The organism is Yinghuangia aomiensis, assembly GCF_039542225.1.
GTDB classification, from domain to species: Bacteria; Actinomycetota; Actinomycetes; order Streptomycetales; family Streptomycetaceae; genus Yinghuangia; species Yinghuangia aomiensis.
Map to the genome: position 1 here is coordinate 21,413 of NZ_BAABHS010000041.1, position 14,983 is coordinate 36,395.

The window sequence follows — 14,983 nt, forward strand, 5'->3', positions numbered from 1 at the left end:
GGTCCCGTCCCGGTCCGGATCTAGACCGGGACGGGACCGGTGGATTCGCGGGCCACCAGCGTGGCTTCGACGCCGGAGTCCGCCGCGGGCCTGGCGCGGCCGTCCGCCGCGTGCAGCGCCTCGGCGGCGAACCGGCGGCCGAGGCCGGCGTCGTCGAGGCGCACGGTGGAGATGGCGGGCACGAACATCGCGGCGATGGGGCTGTCGTCGTGCCCGACGACGGCGAGGTCGCCGGGTACCGCGAGTCCGGCGCGGAGCGCGGCTCCGACGGCCGCGGCGGCGGTGTCGTCGTTGTACGCCACGACGCCCGTGATCCCGGCGTCCCGCCAGCGCCGGACGGCCCGGTCCGCCGAACCGTCGCGGTGGTCGACGGGCCGCACGTCGAGGTCCCCCAAGCCCAGCCGGTCGGCGGCGTCCCGGGCGGTGCGCAACCGCGCGTCGACGAGGGCCGACACCCGCGGGTCCGCGGCGGCCGCGAAAGCGAGCCTGCGGTGGCCCAGCTCGTACAGGTGCCGTACTTGCAGGGCGGGACCGGCCGTGACCGCGGGAGAGTCGGTCAAAGCGATGGGGTCGGCCGGATCGGGCACGATCTTCGTGATGCCGCAGGCGCGCATCGAACCGACATCCGCATCGTCGAACGGCAGGTAGCCGACCACCACTTCGGGACTCAGCAGCTCCCACAGCGGACGGGTGCGGTCGGCCGCGTGGCGCGTGTACGTGACCAGGGAGTATCCGGCTTCGTCCAGTGCCGGCGCTGCCTCTTCCAAGTGCCGCCGCATGCTGAAGTCGATCGGCCAGTCGGGCAGGACGAGCAGGATCAGCTTGCTGTGCCCGCGCCGCAGGTCCTGCGCGGCCCGGTGCGGCCGGTAGCCGAGGCGTTCGGCCTCGTCCAGCACCCGGCGCCGGGTGGCTTCGGAGATGGTCTGGCCCGGCGTCCGGTTCATCACGAACCCCACGGTCGCCCTGGACACCCCGGCGGACCGTGCGACGTCCGCGGCCGTGACGCGCCGCTCCGACACCGGCCCCACCACCTTTCGACAATCCCGAGCAACCCCGCCAGCCGCGTCAGCTGCGCGACGACGTGGAAAGCGCTCACCCTTGCACGTGCTAGCAGTGCTGTCTAGACTACCTGGACTTGCACGTGCTAGTGACGATGGCCTGCACTTCCCGAAGCCCCGGATCCGCAGCACGGGCCCCGGCCGAACACACCGGGAACCCGATCGCGCCCCGTATCCGCCGCCCGTGCCCATCGCACCAGCCGCCGCCTCCTTCCGCAGACAGGACCGCATCCATGCCCACCTTGGACCCAGCCGACCTCACCCTCGACCAGAAGGCCGAGCTGCTGACGGGCCGCGACTTCGGCACGACCCACCCGGTCGAGGAAGCCGGCATAGCGCCGGTCGCCCTCGTCGACGGACCGCACGGGGTCCGGCCGCCCGATGCCGCCGCCGACCACCTCGCCATCAACGCGAGCCTTCCGGCGACGTGCTTCCCGCCCGCCGTGGCGGTCGGTTCGAGCTGGGACCCGGACGTGGCCGCCCGCCTCGGCGCTGCAGTCGCCCGCGAAGCGCGCGCCTACGGCATCGACGTGGTCCTCGGCCCGGGCGTGAACATCAAGCGCTCGCCCCTGTGCGGCCGCAACTTCGAGTACTACTCGGAAGACCCGCTCGTCGCCGGCGTGCTCGGCGCCGCCCACGTCCGCGCCATGCAGGACGCCGGGGTCGGCGCCTCGGTGAAGCACTTCGCCGCGAACAACCAGGAAACCGACCGGATGCGCGTCAGCGCGGACGTCGACGAACGCGCACTGCGCGAGATCTACTTCCCCGCCTTCGAACGCGTCGTGAAGGAGGCCCGGCCCGCGACGGTGATGTCGGCGTACAACCGCATCAATGGCGTATACGCGTCGCAGAACCCGTGGCTGCTGACCGAAGTCCTGCGTGACGAGTGGGGTTTCGACGGCCTGGTGGTCTCCGACTGGGGCGCGATCCAGGACCGCGTCGTCGCGCTCGAAGCGGGTCTGGACCTGGCCATGCCGCACGACGGCGGCCGAGGCCGCGAAGCCGTCCTCGCGGCGGTGCGCGGCGGCACCCTCGACGAGGCCGTCGTCGACCGCAGCGTGCGCCGCATCCTCGCGCTGGCCTCGGCAGCCGCCGAGCGCAACGCCGCGGCAGGCACGCCCACGGAACCGGCCCCCGGATTCGACGTGGACGCCCAGCACGCCTTGGCCCGGGAACTGGCCGCGGAATGCGCCGTGCTCCTGAAGAACGACGGCAACGTCCTCCCGCTGGCCGCGGAGGCGCGGGTCGCCGTCATCGGCGCATTCGCCGAAACTCCGCGTTTCCAGGGCGGCGGGAGCTCGCACATCAACGCGACGCGCACGGACAGCGCGCTGGAAGCCGTCCGGGCGCTGGCCGGGGACCCGGCCCTGGTCGGCTTCGCCCCCGGGTACCCGCTCGACCGCGCGGACGACGTCGAACGGCTCCGCGAGGAGGCGGTCGCGATCGCCCGTGAGGCCGATGTCGCCGTGGTCTTCGCGGGATTGGCCGAAGCCGACGAGTCCGAGGGCTACGACCGCGACACGCTCGACCTGCCGGCCGCCCAGGTGGAGCTCATCCGCGCGGTTTCCGCCGCGGCCCCCAAGACCGTGGTGGTGCTGTCGAACGGCGGGGTCGTCTCGCTCGAAGGCTGGCACGACGACGTCGAGGCCGTGCTCGAAGGATGGCTGCTCGGGCAAGGCGGCGGCAGCGCGCTCGCCGACCTCCTCTACGGGAAGGCCAACCCCTCCGGGCGCCTGGCGGAGACCATCCCGTACCGCCTTGAGGACACCCCCTCGTACCTCAACTTCCCCGGCGAGCAGGGGCATGTTCGGTACGGCGAAGGGGTGATGGTCGGCTACCGGCACCACATCAGCGCCGACCGCCCGGTGCGGTACCCCTTCGGGCACGGCCTGAGCTACACGACGTTCGCGACCGGACCCGTGACCGTCGCGCCGGTGGGCGGTGACGGCGCCGAGGTGACCGTCGAGGTCACCAACACCGGGACGAGGGCCGGCAAGCACGTGGTCCAGGTATATGTGGCCACCACGGCAGGCCCGGTCCGCCGCCCCGTCCGCGAACTGCGTGCCTTCGCCAAGGTCGCCCTCGACCCCGGCGAGACCCGGAGCGTCACCTTCGCACTCGACCGACGCGCCTTCGCCTACTGGGACATCGAACAGCACGACTGGGTCGTCGCCGCCGGCGAATACCGCGTCCAGGTCGGGGACAACGCGCTTGAGGTGGTGGCCGAAGAGCGCATCACGCTCACCGGGGACACCCTCGTGCAGCCGGTCACCCTCGACACCCCGGTCGGCGACTGGTTCGCCCACCCGGTCGTCGGCCCCGAACTGACGGCCCGGCTCAGTGCCGTCATGCCGCCGCAGAGCCCGGAACAGGCCGAGGAATCCGCCCGCATGATGCGCATGGTCGAGTCCATGCCGATGAGCCAGTTCCGGAACTTCCTCGGCGATCTCATCACCACCGAGGCCCTGGAGGAACTGGTCGCGCTGTCGAAGGAGCCGGCACCGGCGAGCTGACACGACAATTCGTCCCACCGCTGCCGCGCGCATCGTTCCGTTGCGCGCGGCAGCGGCGTTCTCCGACGAGGCGGCGTTCAGCAGCCGTCGAACCACGCGGCGATCGTCGCCACGCTGCGTTCGAACGCGGGCGTCTCCGGCTTGTTCAGGTGACCGTGCGCGGTACCCGCCTCGCAGCACACGCGAACCGGACGCCCCTGGGCACGGAGCTCGGCGGCGAAGGCCTCGCCCGAGGCCCGGAGCGAGTCGCGGTCGGAGTTGACGATGAGGGTCGGGGGGAATCCGGTGAGATCGGAACCGCCCGGGAACGCCTGCGGGAGCAGATGACGTCGGCCGCGGCCGACGTAGTTGCCGGCCATCCACTTCACCACCGACGCGCTGAACGTGCCGGCCCTGCGCAGCCCGCGCAAAGCGTGGCGCAGTTCCGGGCCGAACGCCGGCAGCTCGGGGTGGAGAAAGGGGTAGGCCAGGACCACCCCGCGCGGTGCCGTTCCCGCCGATGTGAGGCGCAGCGCGAGCGCAGCCGCCAGACATCCGCCGGCGCTCGCGCCTCCTACGTGGAGCCGCGCGCTGTCGACGCCCAGTTCCGGCGCGTTGTCCACCAGCCACTGCCACGCATGTGCGCAGTCGTCCAGCGGAAGGGGAAAGCGCACCGCGTTCGCCGTCTTCCGCGCTCGCCCTTTCCCGAAGGCGGGCACCAAACGATAGTCGACGCTGACGCACGTGATGCCTGACGCGGCGAGTCGGCTGCACACCGCATCGCCTTCCGGCATGTCCAACGAGCCGCCGACGAAGCCGCCGCCGTGCATCCACAGCAGGGCCGGGGGCTTCGCATCGGCGGCGCGACTTGCGCTGTTTGCGGGGTACACGCGGACACGGACGGCGGGGTCCGCGCTCGCGACCCACATGTCTTCCTTGCTCATGAGCTCCTGCCGAGGCACGAAACCGCGGGCCCGACCGGTCGTGGCGGTGCCACACCGGTCGGCGCCCGCGGTCGCGGGCGGAGAGTTTGCTGCCTACTACCGGTCAGGACGCGCTGAGCAGGAACTTCTTGGCGGTGGAATCCCATGCCCAGAGGCGCGCCGGGATGGCCCCGTGCGGGGCGGCCTGCGCGTATGTGGACTTGTCCGCGTAGCCCGGGTCCTGGAACGACCCGAGGGTGAAGCCCGCGTTCTGGAAGGTCTCGTAGGTGAGGTCCTTGCCGGCCTTGTCGGCGATGGCCTTGAACAGGGCCAGGTTGCGGCAGGCGACGTTCGGGGCGACCTGGGGTGTCGGGGTTCCGGCCGGGAGGCTCGCCGGGTCGACGGTGAGCTTGCCCTTGACGTCGGGGTTGGCGGCTTCGATGGTGTTCATGCACTCCTGGTTCGAGGCCTCGGACCACTGGCTGTTCAGGCCGAGCGCGGCTGCGTCGGCCATGGTGGAGAAGTCGTGGCCGGGGGTGTTGGCGTAGGCCTGGACCTGGAGGAGATCGGTGAACAGCAGCCGCGGCCGGTACTTGGTCTTCTCCAGGACCTGCGGGAACGAGGCGCCCATGCTGCCGACCACCACGACGGTGTCGGCTCCGGAGGACTGGAACTTCTGGATGAACACCCCGGTCTGCTGGCCCACCGCGGCCGGGTCCTGGGCGGGGGCGTCGAGGACCGCGGTTTCGACCGGGGTCACCCCGAGCTTCTGGAGCGCCGGTATGACGGTGTCCTTCATCACGGCCTGCTCGTTGACGTTCGAGATGACCGCGACCTTCTTGCCCGCCAGGCCGTTGTTGGCGTTGAACAGCGCCATGGCGTCTGCGACTTCGTCGCCTCCGCGCATGTCCGCGAACCACGGGGCCTGGGCCTGGGCGTAGCGCTTGGCCGTCAGCTGGCCGCCGATCGCCGCGGTCTTGTTGGTCTGGACGTAGCAGAGCGGCTCGTCGCCGTTGAAGTTGCCGAGGACGGCGAAGACCTTTTCGTCCTGGGTGAGTTTGACGCAGGTCTCCTGCGCCGCGGCGGGGGAGATGAGGTTGATCTTGCCGAACACCGGCACGATCTTGCGGCCGTTGATGCCGCCGGCGTCGTTGATCTTCTTGATCAGCGCGTTGTAGGCGGCTTCGTAGTTGCCGTGGTCGATGCTGACGAACGCCTTGACGCTCTCCAGGTCCGGGTACGTGATACCGATCTTGATGGTGTCCGCCGTGACCCCGGGCGCGGTCTTGGGCGCGGGCGGTGCCGCGGGTCCCGAGCCGGTGCTCTTGGCGTCGTCCTTCTTCTCCGCGGTGCAGCCGGCGAGGACGAGAGCGCCTACGGCGGCGAGCAGAACAGCGGTGTTCCGTCTGGTGCGGTGCGGGGCCATGGCCGAAGATCCGTTCGTTCGGAGTGGGTATCGGGTGCGGGTGGGACGTGGAGCGGGGCGGAACCGGGTCCGTGGCGGGCGGAGGCGCGCCCGGACCCGGAGTCGGTGGTCAGGCGGGTGAGCCGGCGGCGGCCGCACGGCGGCCGGAAGCGGGACCGGCGCCGCTGCGTTCGATCGCGCGCTCGTCGGTGCCGAGGTAACTGGCGACGACCTTCGGGTCGTTGCGCACCACATCGGGAGGTCCGGCCGCGATGACGCGCCCGGTTTCCAGGCAGTAGACGCGGTCGCTGATGCCCATGATCAGCGGCATGTCGTGCTCGATGACCAGCATCGAGGCGCCCATTTCCCGGCGGATCTCCTGGATCAGCGGCCCGAACGCCTCGGTCTCGCGTTGGGCGACGCCGGCCGTCGGCTCGTCCAGGCACAGCACGCGGGCGTCGAGCGCCAGGAGCCCGGCGAGTTCCACGATGCGCCGGGTGCCGGTGGACAGATCGCCGATGAAGGCGTCCGCGTAGCGGCCCAGCCCGAGGAAATCGATCAGGTCGTTCGCATCGGAGCGCTTGGCCCGCTCCCGGGCGAAGGTGTGCGGAAGGTGCAGCGCCGTCGCCACCAGACCGGTGCGGCCGCGTGCCTCCAGGGCGATCTGCACGGTCTCGCGGACCGTCAGCTCCGGGAACAGCGTCGCCGCCTGGAACGTGCGTCCGAGTCTGAGCCGGGCCCGCGCGGCCGGGGCGGCACGGGAGACGTCGCGGCCGAGCAGTTCGACGCTACCGTCGGCCGGCACGAACCCGCCGATGGCGTTCATCAGCGTGGACTTGCCCGCGCCGTTGGTGCCGATCAGGCCGACGATCTGGTTCGGGAAGACCTCGATCGAAACGCCGTCGACGGCCGTACGCCCCCCGAACCGGACCCGGACCTCCGACGTGGCCAGCACCGGCCGGTCGTCCGCCGGCGGCGCGGCGCGTCCGGGACGGGTGAGTGCCTTCGGCGGCGCCGCGCTCGCCTTGGCCGCGGGGGCGTCCCCGAGGCGCCGGTCCGCCCACGCGAGCAGCGCATCACGCGTGCTGTACCCGATCTGCACCAGGCCGCCGGGGAAGTACAGCAGCAGGACCAGCAGCCCGAGGCTCGACGTCAGCAAGGGCACCAGCGTGTTGTCGGGGAAGAACGCCGGCAGACCGATGACCCACAGCGAGCCGAGCACCGAACCCGACACCGAGCCGAGCCCGCCGATGACCACGATGGACACGAGCGTCAGCGAGTCGGAGCTGAGGAAGTACTTGTCCGCGTACGGCACCGTCTGCACGGCACCCGCCAGCAGCGCGCCGCCGAGCCCGGCGATTCCGCCGGCGAGCGCGAACGCCCGCAGCTTCACCCGCGCGGCGTTCACGGTGTAGGCGGCGGCCGAGGCCGGGTTGTCGCGCACTCCGATCGTCGTGCGGCCCACACCCGACGTGCGCAGCCTGGCGACCACCAGAAGCACGAGCACGAGAACGGCCAGCACCAGGTAGTAGTAGGCGCGTTGGGTGGACACGTCGATGCCGAAGACCGTGCTGCGGGGGAACGACGCGGTGGTGGTGCCCTCGTCGTGGAACACGTCGCGCCGGTACAGGTACTGCTCCGCGGCCACCGCGAACGCGAAGGTGCTCACCGCGAGCAGGAGACCCCGCACGCGCAGCGCACCCGCGCCCACCAATGCCGCGAGCAGCGCCGTGAACAGCGACGCGACCAGGACCGCGGCAGGGAACGTCAGGCCCCGGAAGCTGTAGACGGTGTCGCCGAATTCGAGGTGCAGCCCCCGGTTCAGCGATGCCGCGGTCAGGGCTCCGAGACCGGCGAACGCCATCTGGCCGAGGGAGAGTTGTCCGGCCCAGCCGGTTAGGATGGTGACCGACGCCGCGCAGATCGCGTAGCAGAGGATGACCGTGTAGAGCAGGTGCCGGGACGGCTGGGTCACCAGGAGCGGCACCACGACGGCCACCAGGCCGAGGAACAGGAGCGTCGCACGCTCCATGTGCCTGACCCACCACACCCCGCGCAGCCGCTCCGGGACCGGCTTGACCTTGGGCGCGAACGAGAACGCCGAGGCCTCGGTGTCCCGGCCGCGGCTGACCAGGTACACCGCGGCGAGCACGACCACCAGGAACACCGCATCGGTCAGACCGGGCTGGTCGAGCCAGTTGAATTGGATGAACGACTGCACCAGCCCCAGCAGGACACCCGAGGCGAGCGCGATCGGGAAGGACACCATGCGGGCGATGACCGCGGCCGCCAACGCCCGCAGCAGCGTCGTCGGCCCCAGTGTGGTGATCTGCGTCAGCGACTTGTTCTGCGCCGAGATCAGGATCAGGCACAGCGTGCCGATCAGTCCGGCCATCGCCCACACGGCGGTGGACACCGCCTTCGGGCTGATGCCGTTCAGCCGCGCCAGCTCGGGGTTGCCCGCCGACGCCTTGACCGTCTTGCCGAGCACGGTGCGGCCCAGGAAGAGGGCGAGCAGCGCGGCCGTGAGCGGCACCGCGACGAGGACGCTGAGCTGGGCGCCGGTGATCTGCAGATCGCCGCCGAGTTCCCAGGTGCCCGACCACGGCACCGGGTAGGACTCGGTCGGGTAGTCGTCCAGTTCCGGATACGCCGTCACGATGGTGAGCGCGAGCTGCGCGACACCGATCGTCGCGACCAGCACGATGACCCGAGGTGCCGCGAACAGCCTTCGCACGACGGCGAGGTCGACGACCGCGCCGAAGAGCGCGCCGACCGCGAGCGCGATGACCAGCGCGATCCAGTACGGGACGTGGTACTTGACCGTCAGCAGCGCGAACAGCACCGAGCCGACCAGGCCCATGTTCGCCACCGCGAAGTTGATGACCCGGGTCGAGCGGTGGACCAGCACGATGCCCATCGCGAGCAGGCCGATGACCAACCCGGTGACGGCACCGTCGAATAGCAGTTGCAGGGTGGGCATTTCCATGGCCGTCAGCCGCCTTCCTTGCCGAGGAAGACCGCACGAGCGAGGTCGTCGCGCTCGGCGAGTTCGCGGGTCGGCCCGGTGAAGCGGACCTGGCCCTTCTCCAGGAACACCGCGCGGTCCGCGATCGACAGGGCGATGTTCAGGGACTGCTCGACGACGACGATCGTCAGACCATCGGCCTTGAGCCGCTCGATGATGGCCAGGAGGTCCTGCACGACCACCGGCGCGAGACCGAGGGAAAGCTCGTCGATGAGCAGCACTTCGGGGTCGTGCATCAGCACCATCGCGAGGGCGAGCATCTGCTGCTGCCCACCGGACAGCGACCCGGCCGTCTGCGTCTGCCGGTCCGACAGATCCGGGAAGAGATCGAGGACATGCGCGAATCGGCGTTCCCGATGCGCGGCGTCGCGCCGGATACGGAAGGCAGCCATTTCCAGGTTCTCGCGGACGGTCATGTCCGGGAACACGCCCTTGCCGCCGGGCAGCAGGTGGATGCCGTAGCGGCCGCGCTGCTCGGGAGCGACGTAGGTGACGGTGCGTCCGTTGAGGCGGACCACGCCGCGCGACGGCGTGCCCAAGCCGCAGATGACCTTCAGGATGGTCGACTTGCCGGCGCCGTTCGTGCCCAGCAGAGCCAGCGTCTCGCCGCGGCGTACATCGAACGCCACGTCGAACAGCACCTGGACATGCCCGTACGAGAAGTCGATGTTGTTGACCTGGAGAACGGGGATGTTGTCCGGATCGTCGGCCTGCCGGTCGCGCTCTTCGAGTTCCTCCCGCAACTCCTGGACGACCATCGAGAGGTCGCCCTTGATGAACGTCGAACTGCGGACCACCAGATAGCCGCCGATCAACGTGGCCGGGACGCCGACGACGAGCATCGCCACACGCGGGTCGTAGGCGTTGCTGATGAGCGCCGAAATCAACGCACCACCGGTTGCCCCGATGAAGAAGATGTAGATCGCGGACAACGCGCTGCCGAGCCCGCGCAGTCGGTACGGCACCACGGAGGAAAGCACCGGACCGACCATCGCGAACGCCGCCGACATCAGAATCGACGCCGGGATGCCCACCGCTGTGAACGCAATTGCGTTGGGCATGGCCCACTGCACCGGAAGGAACACGGCGCACGGGAGAATGAGATACCCGAGCAAGGCCAGCGCACGGGCGGGGTCCCGGCGGTAGAGCCGGTCGTACCGGGGACCGATGAACGGCAGCGCGACGAGCATGCTTGCACCGCCGACGGTCCCCAACACCCCGCGCTGGAACGAGGACGCACCGAAGTGGTCCTCCAGCCACAGATTGGTGAGGATGGCACCGGTGAACAGGCTGAAGCCCATGGCGGCGAACGCCATGATCGTGGTGCGCAGCGAGCGGATGCGCATCAGCCGGGCGAAGGCCGCCTCCACCGAGATGGGCATCGGCCGGTCGTCCTCGACCACTTCCCCCAGCACGGACTTCATCTCGTGCTGTCCGCGCTTCGGCTCCGGCAGCCGGAAGGCGCAGAGGGCCACCGCCAAGGCCGGCAAGCCCAGCAGGAAGAAGGGCCACCGCCACCCGTTCGCCCCGCCGACGAGGGTCGCGACGCCGCCGACGATCAGCGGGCTCAAGGCGCCCGCAACGCGCGCCGCGCCGGCATTCACCGCACCGAGGCGGCCGCGGACCCCGATCGGGTAAGTGTCCGCGATCATCGAGCCGTGCACCGGCAAGGTGCTCGACTTGGCGATGCCCACCCCGAAGCGCGCCAGGAACAGCAGAAACGCGCTCGCCGCCATGCCGCAGGCGAACACCATCGCCGAGAAGGCGACGCCCGCCCAGCCGATGACCCGGTTGCGCCGGAACCGGTCGGCCAGCCACCCCATGGGGAGCGCGCCGAGCACCAGGAAGGCGCCGGACGCCGCGGAGATGAAGACGATCGCGCCGTCGCTCATGCCGAACGCATCGCGGATGTCGGGGGCGAGCACGGACAACGTGGCCGATTCCAGCTCGTCCATGGCCGCCAGAAGTGCCAGCGTCACGAACGTCGCCGATCCGCCCGCCGCGAGTCCTTCGCGAAGCGTCAGCTGGGCGTCTCCGACCCCGGGGAGTAGGTCGTCGGCGAAGACGACCTGTCTCTGCGCCGCGGCTTGATGTGCCTGCCGCTCGGCCTCGGCATCGACGAGGCCTGCGGCCAACCCGGCGGCCGACGCCCCCGCGGTCCGCGCCGACTCGCGCTCGACGGGGGGCAAAGGCGCGGTCATGGGCGCGTCCGCATGTCGCGACGGTGCCTGTCGAGGGATTGGGGCATGGATTTCTCCCACGAGATGAGGGACGGGTGCCAGGGCGCTCAGGAGTGGCGAGCCGTGGTGTGGAACTGGTACGCCCGCAGGGGGAACCGCCCGGCGAGGCGCCGCGCATGGACGGAGTGAATCGTTTCATGCTCAAGTGCAGGAACTCGACGCACTGTGAACGGGGTTGTGCCGGGAGCGTAGCGACAGGTTCAACCGTCGCGCCAGAGGTCCACTTGCCTTTTTGGGCTCGTTCTGATCACTGCTGGGGTTCGATCCTGCATCGAACGCCGGATTTGCGTAACCCGTACGTGGCAGACGCGGGCAATGTTTGCGTAACCGATACGCAACCTGGCGCTGTCAGCGCTGTCAGCGCTGTTCGGGGGATTGGGGAACGGCGACGGGAGATGGGCGGGCACCGGGACCAAGCCCGGGGGCCTGTGGAGGCGCGGACCGCGAGCTCGGGCTGCAGCGCGATCTGTGCGCGCCGGCGGCCGGTCCAGGCGCACGGAATCGGAGGGGCGAAGCGTGGGCGGGGGAGAACTGCCTCGCTGACCGCTGACCGCTGACCGCTGACCGCTGACCGCTGACCGCTGACCGCTGACCCCGGCCTCGGTGCCGAGCCGGCGGTCGCACATCATGCCCCGTGCCTGCACTGCGCCGAGGGTGCGGCCGCTGTGTCTGTCGCGGTGGGCGGCGCGCCGCGGACCCGCTGTTCGGCGAACGGCGACACGTACGCGGCCGTTGCCGGTAGGCACCTTTTCGGCCAGGAAACTTGGCGCTCCTCGGTTTTTCGGCTACGCTCGGCGCGCCGATCCGCGGGGGACTCGGGGTCGGATCTGAATCGATTCATGCCATGGTGCTGGCCTCGTGAGGACACGACCCGCTCGCTGGTGCTCTGGTGTGTCGATGTTTCGCACGGCCCACGGCCCTATTCGTTGCTCTTTGATTCCCCGGCAGGCATTCGTGCAGCGTTCCGTTCCGGCCAACGTGCCGCGTTCCAGACGGCTTTCGCCTCTTTCGGTGATCGTTGCCGTGTTGTTGCTCCTCCTCGCCGGCTGCGATTCCGGCTCGAGGGCTCCGGCCGATCCGTTTGCCACGCCTCGGTCGGGCGGAGTGCTCCGCTTGGCGCTGTCCGCGGACCCGGTCTCACTCGATCCCTTCACCGCGTCGAACTACGCCGTCGCGTACGGGAATCTCCTCTCGGCCATCTACGATCCGCTGGTTTGGGTCGACCCCTCGACCGGGAGCGTGCAGGCGCACCTTGCGGAGTCCTTCACCCCGGACGCCACAGCGCGTGTCTGGACGCTGGGCCTGAGGCCCGGTGTTGTCTTCTCCGACGGCACCCCCTTGGACGCGGCGGCGGTGAAGGCGAACTGGCAGATGCATGCCGACCCGGCGAGCCACTCGGCTTATGCCCCGGCCGCGGCAGGTCTGAAGCTCACGATCCTCGATCCCCTTCACCTTGCCGTGGAACTTCCGGCACCCAACGCGCATTTCAACCGCACCGTGGCCAACGGATTGAGCTACGTTGCGTCACCGCGCGCGCTCGGCGATCCGAAAGCCCTTGCGGTTAGGCCGGTTGGGGCCGGCCCGTTCGTGCTGGCGGAACACGGTCCGGGCCGCATCGTCTTGCGCAGGAACGCCAGCTACTGGCAACCGGGCCGTCCTTACCTCGACGAGATCGATGCGCAGGTGGTGCCGACAGACAAGACGGTCCCGGGCGCCATTGCGGACCACACTGTCGATCTCGGCACGGTAACATCGCCGTTGACCGCCAAGGAGGCAGCGGACCGGCATCTGGGGTTGGTCGATCTGCACCTGAGCGGTGGCCTCATGTTGCTCTTCAACACCAGACGGCCCCCCTTCGACACCCCCGCAGCGCGGCACGCAATCGCGGACAGCCTCAGCGCCGCCGAGATGGACCGGCGTTTTGCCGGTGGCTTGGGGTCGGCCGCGCGCGGGATCTTCAGCGACACGTCGCCGTTGGCCAACAATCAGCTCGGCGCCAAGGACGACGACCCCCAGGCGGCCGCCGCGGCCTTCGACATGCTGACCGCGGGTGGGAAGAAGCCGTTCGACTTCACTTTCCTCACCGTCGGGGGGACCTCGAGTGGGCCGCCGCCCGAAGCCGTCTATATCCAGCAGCAGGTGCAGCGGTTCCCGAACGTGCACATGAAGATCGAGGTCGTCGACACGGCGACGCTGATCCAGCGCAATGTCTCCGGTGATTTCGACGTCGTCCTCTCCGGCCTGTGGATGAGTGATCCGGAGCCGGTCCTGTTCGATTTCCTGCGTCCCAGCAGCCCCACGAACATCTCGGGGTACGCGAACCAGGAAGTCACCGACGCGATGAACGACGCGCGCTTGCTCGTGCAGATGGATGCCCGCCGGGAGCAATACACCCGGGTCCAAGTGCAGCTCAACAAGGACCTGCCGTTCTGGGTCTACCAGCAAGCCGCCAACGCGGTGGTGTTCGAGCCGCGTCTCACCGGCATCCAGCCCTTCGCGGACGGCGTGCTCCTCTTCGACCGCATCGGGCTGCGCAAGTAGGACTCCCTCTCGGGTCGCAGGGCGGGCAAGCACGGGCGGCGCCTCGGCTGGTGTTACATAGCTAAGATAGCTAAGTTAGCCGCGTAAGCGAACGAGGGAGCAACCATGACCGACGCGCCGCCCGCGCTCTACGACCCCATTGCCCCGGATTTCCAGGATCGGCACGGGGCTGTCTACCAGGCACTGCGCGACGAGCACCCGGTGTACCGGGAACCCCGCACAGGCTTCTACGTGCTCTCCCGTCATGAGGACGTCTGGAATGCGTCCGCGGATTGGGCGACGTTCAGCTCGGTCACCGAGGAGGCCGGCTACCACAAGCCGATGATGGTGGACCTCGATCCGCCCGCGCACAGCCTGATCCGGCGCGTCGTCTCGCAGGCGTTCACGCCCCGCCGGGTCGCCGGGCTGGACGAGACGATCGTCGCCAAGGTGCACCGGCTCATCGCCGGGTTCGCCGACCGAGGCGAGTGCGACCTGATGGGGGAGTTCGCCGCGTTGCTGCCCAGCGACGTCGTCGGGGAGCTGCTCGGCGTCCCCGAGGACGCGCGACCGGGGCTGCGCGAGCACACCGAGGAGCTGATGCGGATGACCGTGCCGCACGACGGCAAGGTGATCGCAGAGCGCGTCTACGCGGTCTTCGACGGACTCCTGGCTGAACGCCGACGCCGGCCCGCCGACGACATGATGAGCATGCTCGTCAGCGCGGAAGTCGAGGGCCGGCGTCTCACCCAGGATGAACTGCTGGGGTTCTGCTTCCTGCTGCTGGTCGGGGGCAACGACACCACGACCAACCTGATCGGCAACGGGATGCGTCTGTTGGACCTGCAACGCAACGTCCGCGGGGAACTGATCGCCGACCCGAGCCTCATCGACGCGGCCATCGAGGAGATCCTCCGGCTGGAGCCTCCTACCCTCACCTCCGGACGGCAGACCACCCGGGACGTCGAACTCCACGGCACGACCATCCCGGCCGGCTCCCGCGTCCAGCTCCTGTGGGGATCGGCGAACCGCGACGAGCGCGAGTACCCCGACCCCGAGCGGCTCGACATCCGCCGGCGGCCCCGGCACATGGCGTTCGGCCACGGCCCGCACTTCTGCCTCGGCGCGCCGCTCGCCCGCCTCGAAGCCCGCATTGCCTTCCGCGAACTCCTCCAGGCCATCCCGGACTACCGAGTCGTCGGCGACCCACCGCGGGTGCGCAGTTCCTGGGCCCGCGGGTTCACCGAGCTGCGCTTGGCTTTCACACCGCGGCGCGCTACGACGTCCGCCTGAACGCCGGTTCCGGGCCCCGGGGTC

At 70.0% G+C, this 14,983-nt stretch carries 8 protein-coding genes; 3 read left to right on the plus strand and 5 right to left on the minus strand.

The features are described 5' to 3' along the window. Positions 1 to 20: 20 nt before the first annotated feature. Entirely contained in the window at positions 21 to 1,289 is a 1,269-nt protein-coding gene (locus tag ABEA93_RS35890; RefSeq protein WP_345680131.1) for a LacI family DNA-binding transcriptional regulator, read from the minus strand. Positions 1,290 to 1,291: 2 nt separating this feature from the next. Here ABEA93_RS35890 and ABEA93_RS35895 point away from each other — a divergent pair, with 2 nt between their 5' ends. Continuing rightward, on the plus strand, positions 1,292 to 3,571 hold the full coding sequence (locus ABEA93_RS35895) for a glycoside hydrolase family 3 C-terminal domain-containing protein (RefSeq protein WP_345680132.1): 2,280 nt from the start codon (positions 1,292 to 1,294) through the stop codon (positions 3,569 to 3,571). A gap of 77 nt (positions 3,572 to 3,648) precedes the next feature. Here the strand turns inward: ABEA93_RS35895 and ABEA93_RS35900 are convergent, their stop codons facing one another. The 4 genes from ABEA93_RS35900 to ABEA93_RS35915 form a co-directional block, all read right to left on the minus strand. Continuing rightward, a complete protein-coding gene (locus tag ABEA93_RS35900) occupies positions 3,649 to 4,494 on the minus strand; it encodes an alpha/beta hydrolase (protein WP_345680133.1) in 846 nt (281 codons plus the stop codon). Between the two features lie 103 nt (positions 4,495 to 4,597). Next, a complete protein-coding gene (locus tag ABEA93_RS35905) occupies positions 4,598 to 5,899 on the minus strand; it encodes an ABC transporter substrate-binding protein (protein WP_345680134.1) in 1,302 nt (433 codons plus the stop codon). Positions 5,900 to 6,008: 109 nt separating this feature from the next. Then, the gene (locus ABEA93_RS35910) at positions 6,009 to 8,867 is read right to left on the minus strand and encodes an ABC transporter permease subunit (protein WP_345680135.1); all 2,859 of its coding nucleotides are present in this window, start codon (positions 8,865 to 8,867) and stop codon (positions 6,009 to 6,011) included. A gap of 5 nt (positions 8,868 to 8,872) precedes the next feature. Then, positions 8,873 to 11,107 (minus strand): MFS transporter, encoded by a 2,235-nt coding sequence (locus ABEA93_RS35915; RefSeq protein ID WP_345680136.1) that lies wholly within the window; start codon positions 11,105 to 11,107, stop codon positions 8,873 to 8,875. 1,050 nt (positions 11,108 to 12,157) lie between these two features. Between ABEA93_RS35915 and ABEA93_RS35920 the strand changes: the two genes are divergently transcribed. Together ABEA93_RS35920 and ABEA93_RS35925 are read left to right on the plus strand one after the other, a co-directional pair. Further along, complete coding sequence (locus tag ABEA93_RS35920) at positions 12,158 to 13,687, plus strand: ABC transporter substrate-binding protein (RefSeq protein WP_345680137.1); 1,530 nt, start codon at positions 12,158 to 12,160, stop codon at positions 13,685 to 13,687. Positions 13,688 to 13,792: 105 nt separating this feature from the next. Further along, positions 13,793 to 14,959, plus strand: a complete 1,167-nt coding sequence (locus ABEA93_RS35925) for a cytochrome P450 (RefSeq protein WP_345680138.1) — start codon at positions 13,793 to 13,795, stop codon at positions 14,957 to 14,959. The last annotated feature ends 24 nt before the right edge of the window (positions 14,960 to 14,983 follow it).

Bases quoted from the DNA above. Each gene is read 5' to 3' on its own strand.
- ABEA93_RS35890 (WP_345680131.1), bottom strand. From the start codon at position 1,289: ATGCGGTCCTGTCTGCGGAAGGAGGCGGCGGCTGGTGCGATGGGCACG.
- ABEA93_RS35895 (WP_345680132.1), top strand. From the start codon at position 1,292: ATGCCCACCTTGGACCCAGCCGACCTCACCCTCGACCAGAAGGCCGAG.
- ABEA93_RS35900 (WP_345680133.1), bottom strand. From the start codon at position 4,494: ATGAGCAAGGAAGACATGTGGGTCGCGAGCGCGGACCCCGCCGTCCGT.
- ABEA93_RS35905 (WP_345680134.1), bottom strand. From the start codon at position 5,899: ATGGCCCCGCACCGCACCAGACGGAACACCGCTGTTCTGCTCGCCGCC.
- ABEA93_RS35910 (WP_345680135.1), bottom strand. From the start codon at position 8,867: ATGGAAATGCCCACCCTGCAACTGCTATTCGACGGTGCCGTCACCGGG.
- ABEA93_RS35915 (WP_345680136.1), bottom strand. From the start codon at position 11,107: ATGACCGCGCCTTTGCCCCCCGTCGAGCGCGAGTCGGCGCGGACCGCG.
- ABEA93_RS35925 (WP_345680138.1), top strand. From the start codon at position 13,793: ATGACCGACGCGCCGCCCGCGCTCTACGACCCCATTGCCCCGGATTTC.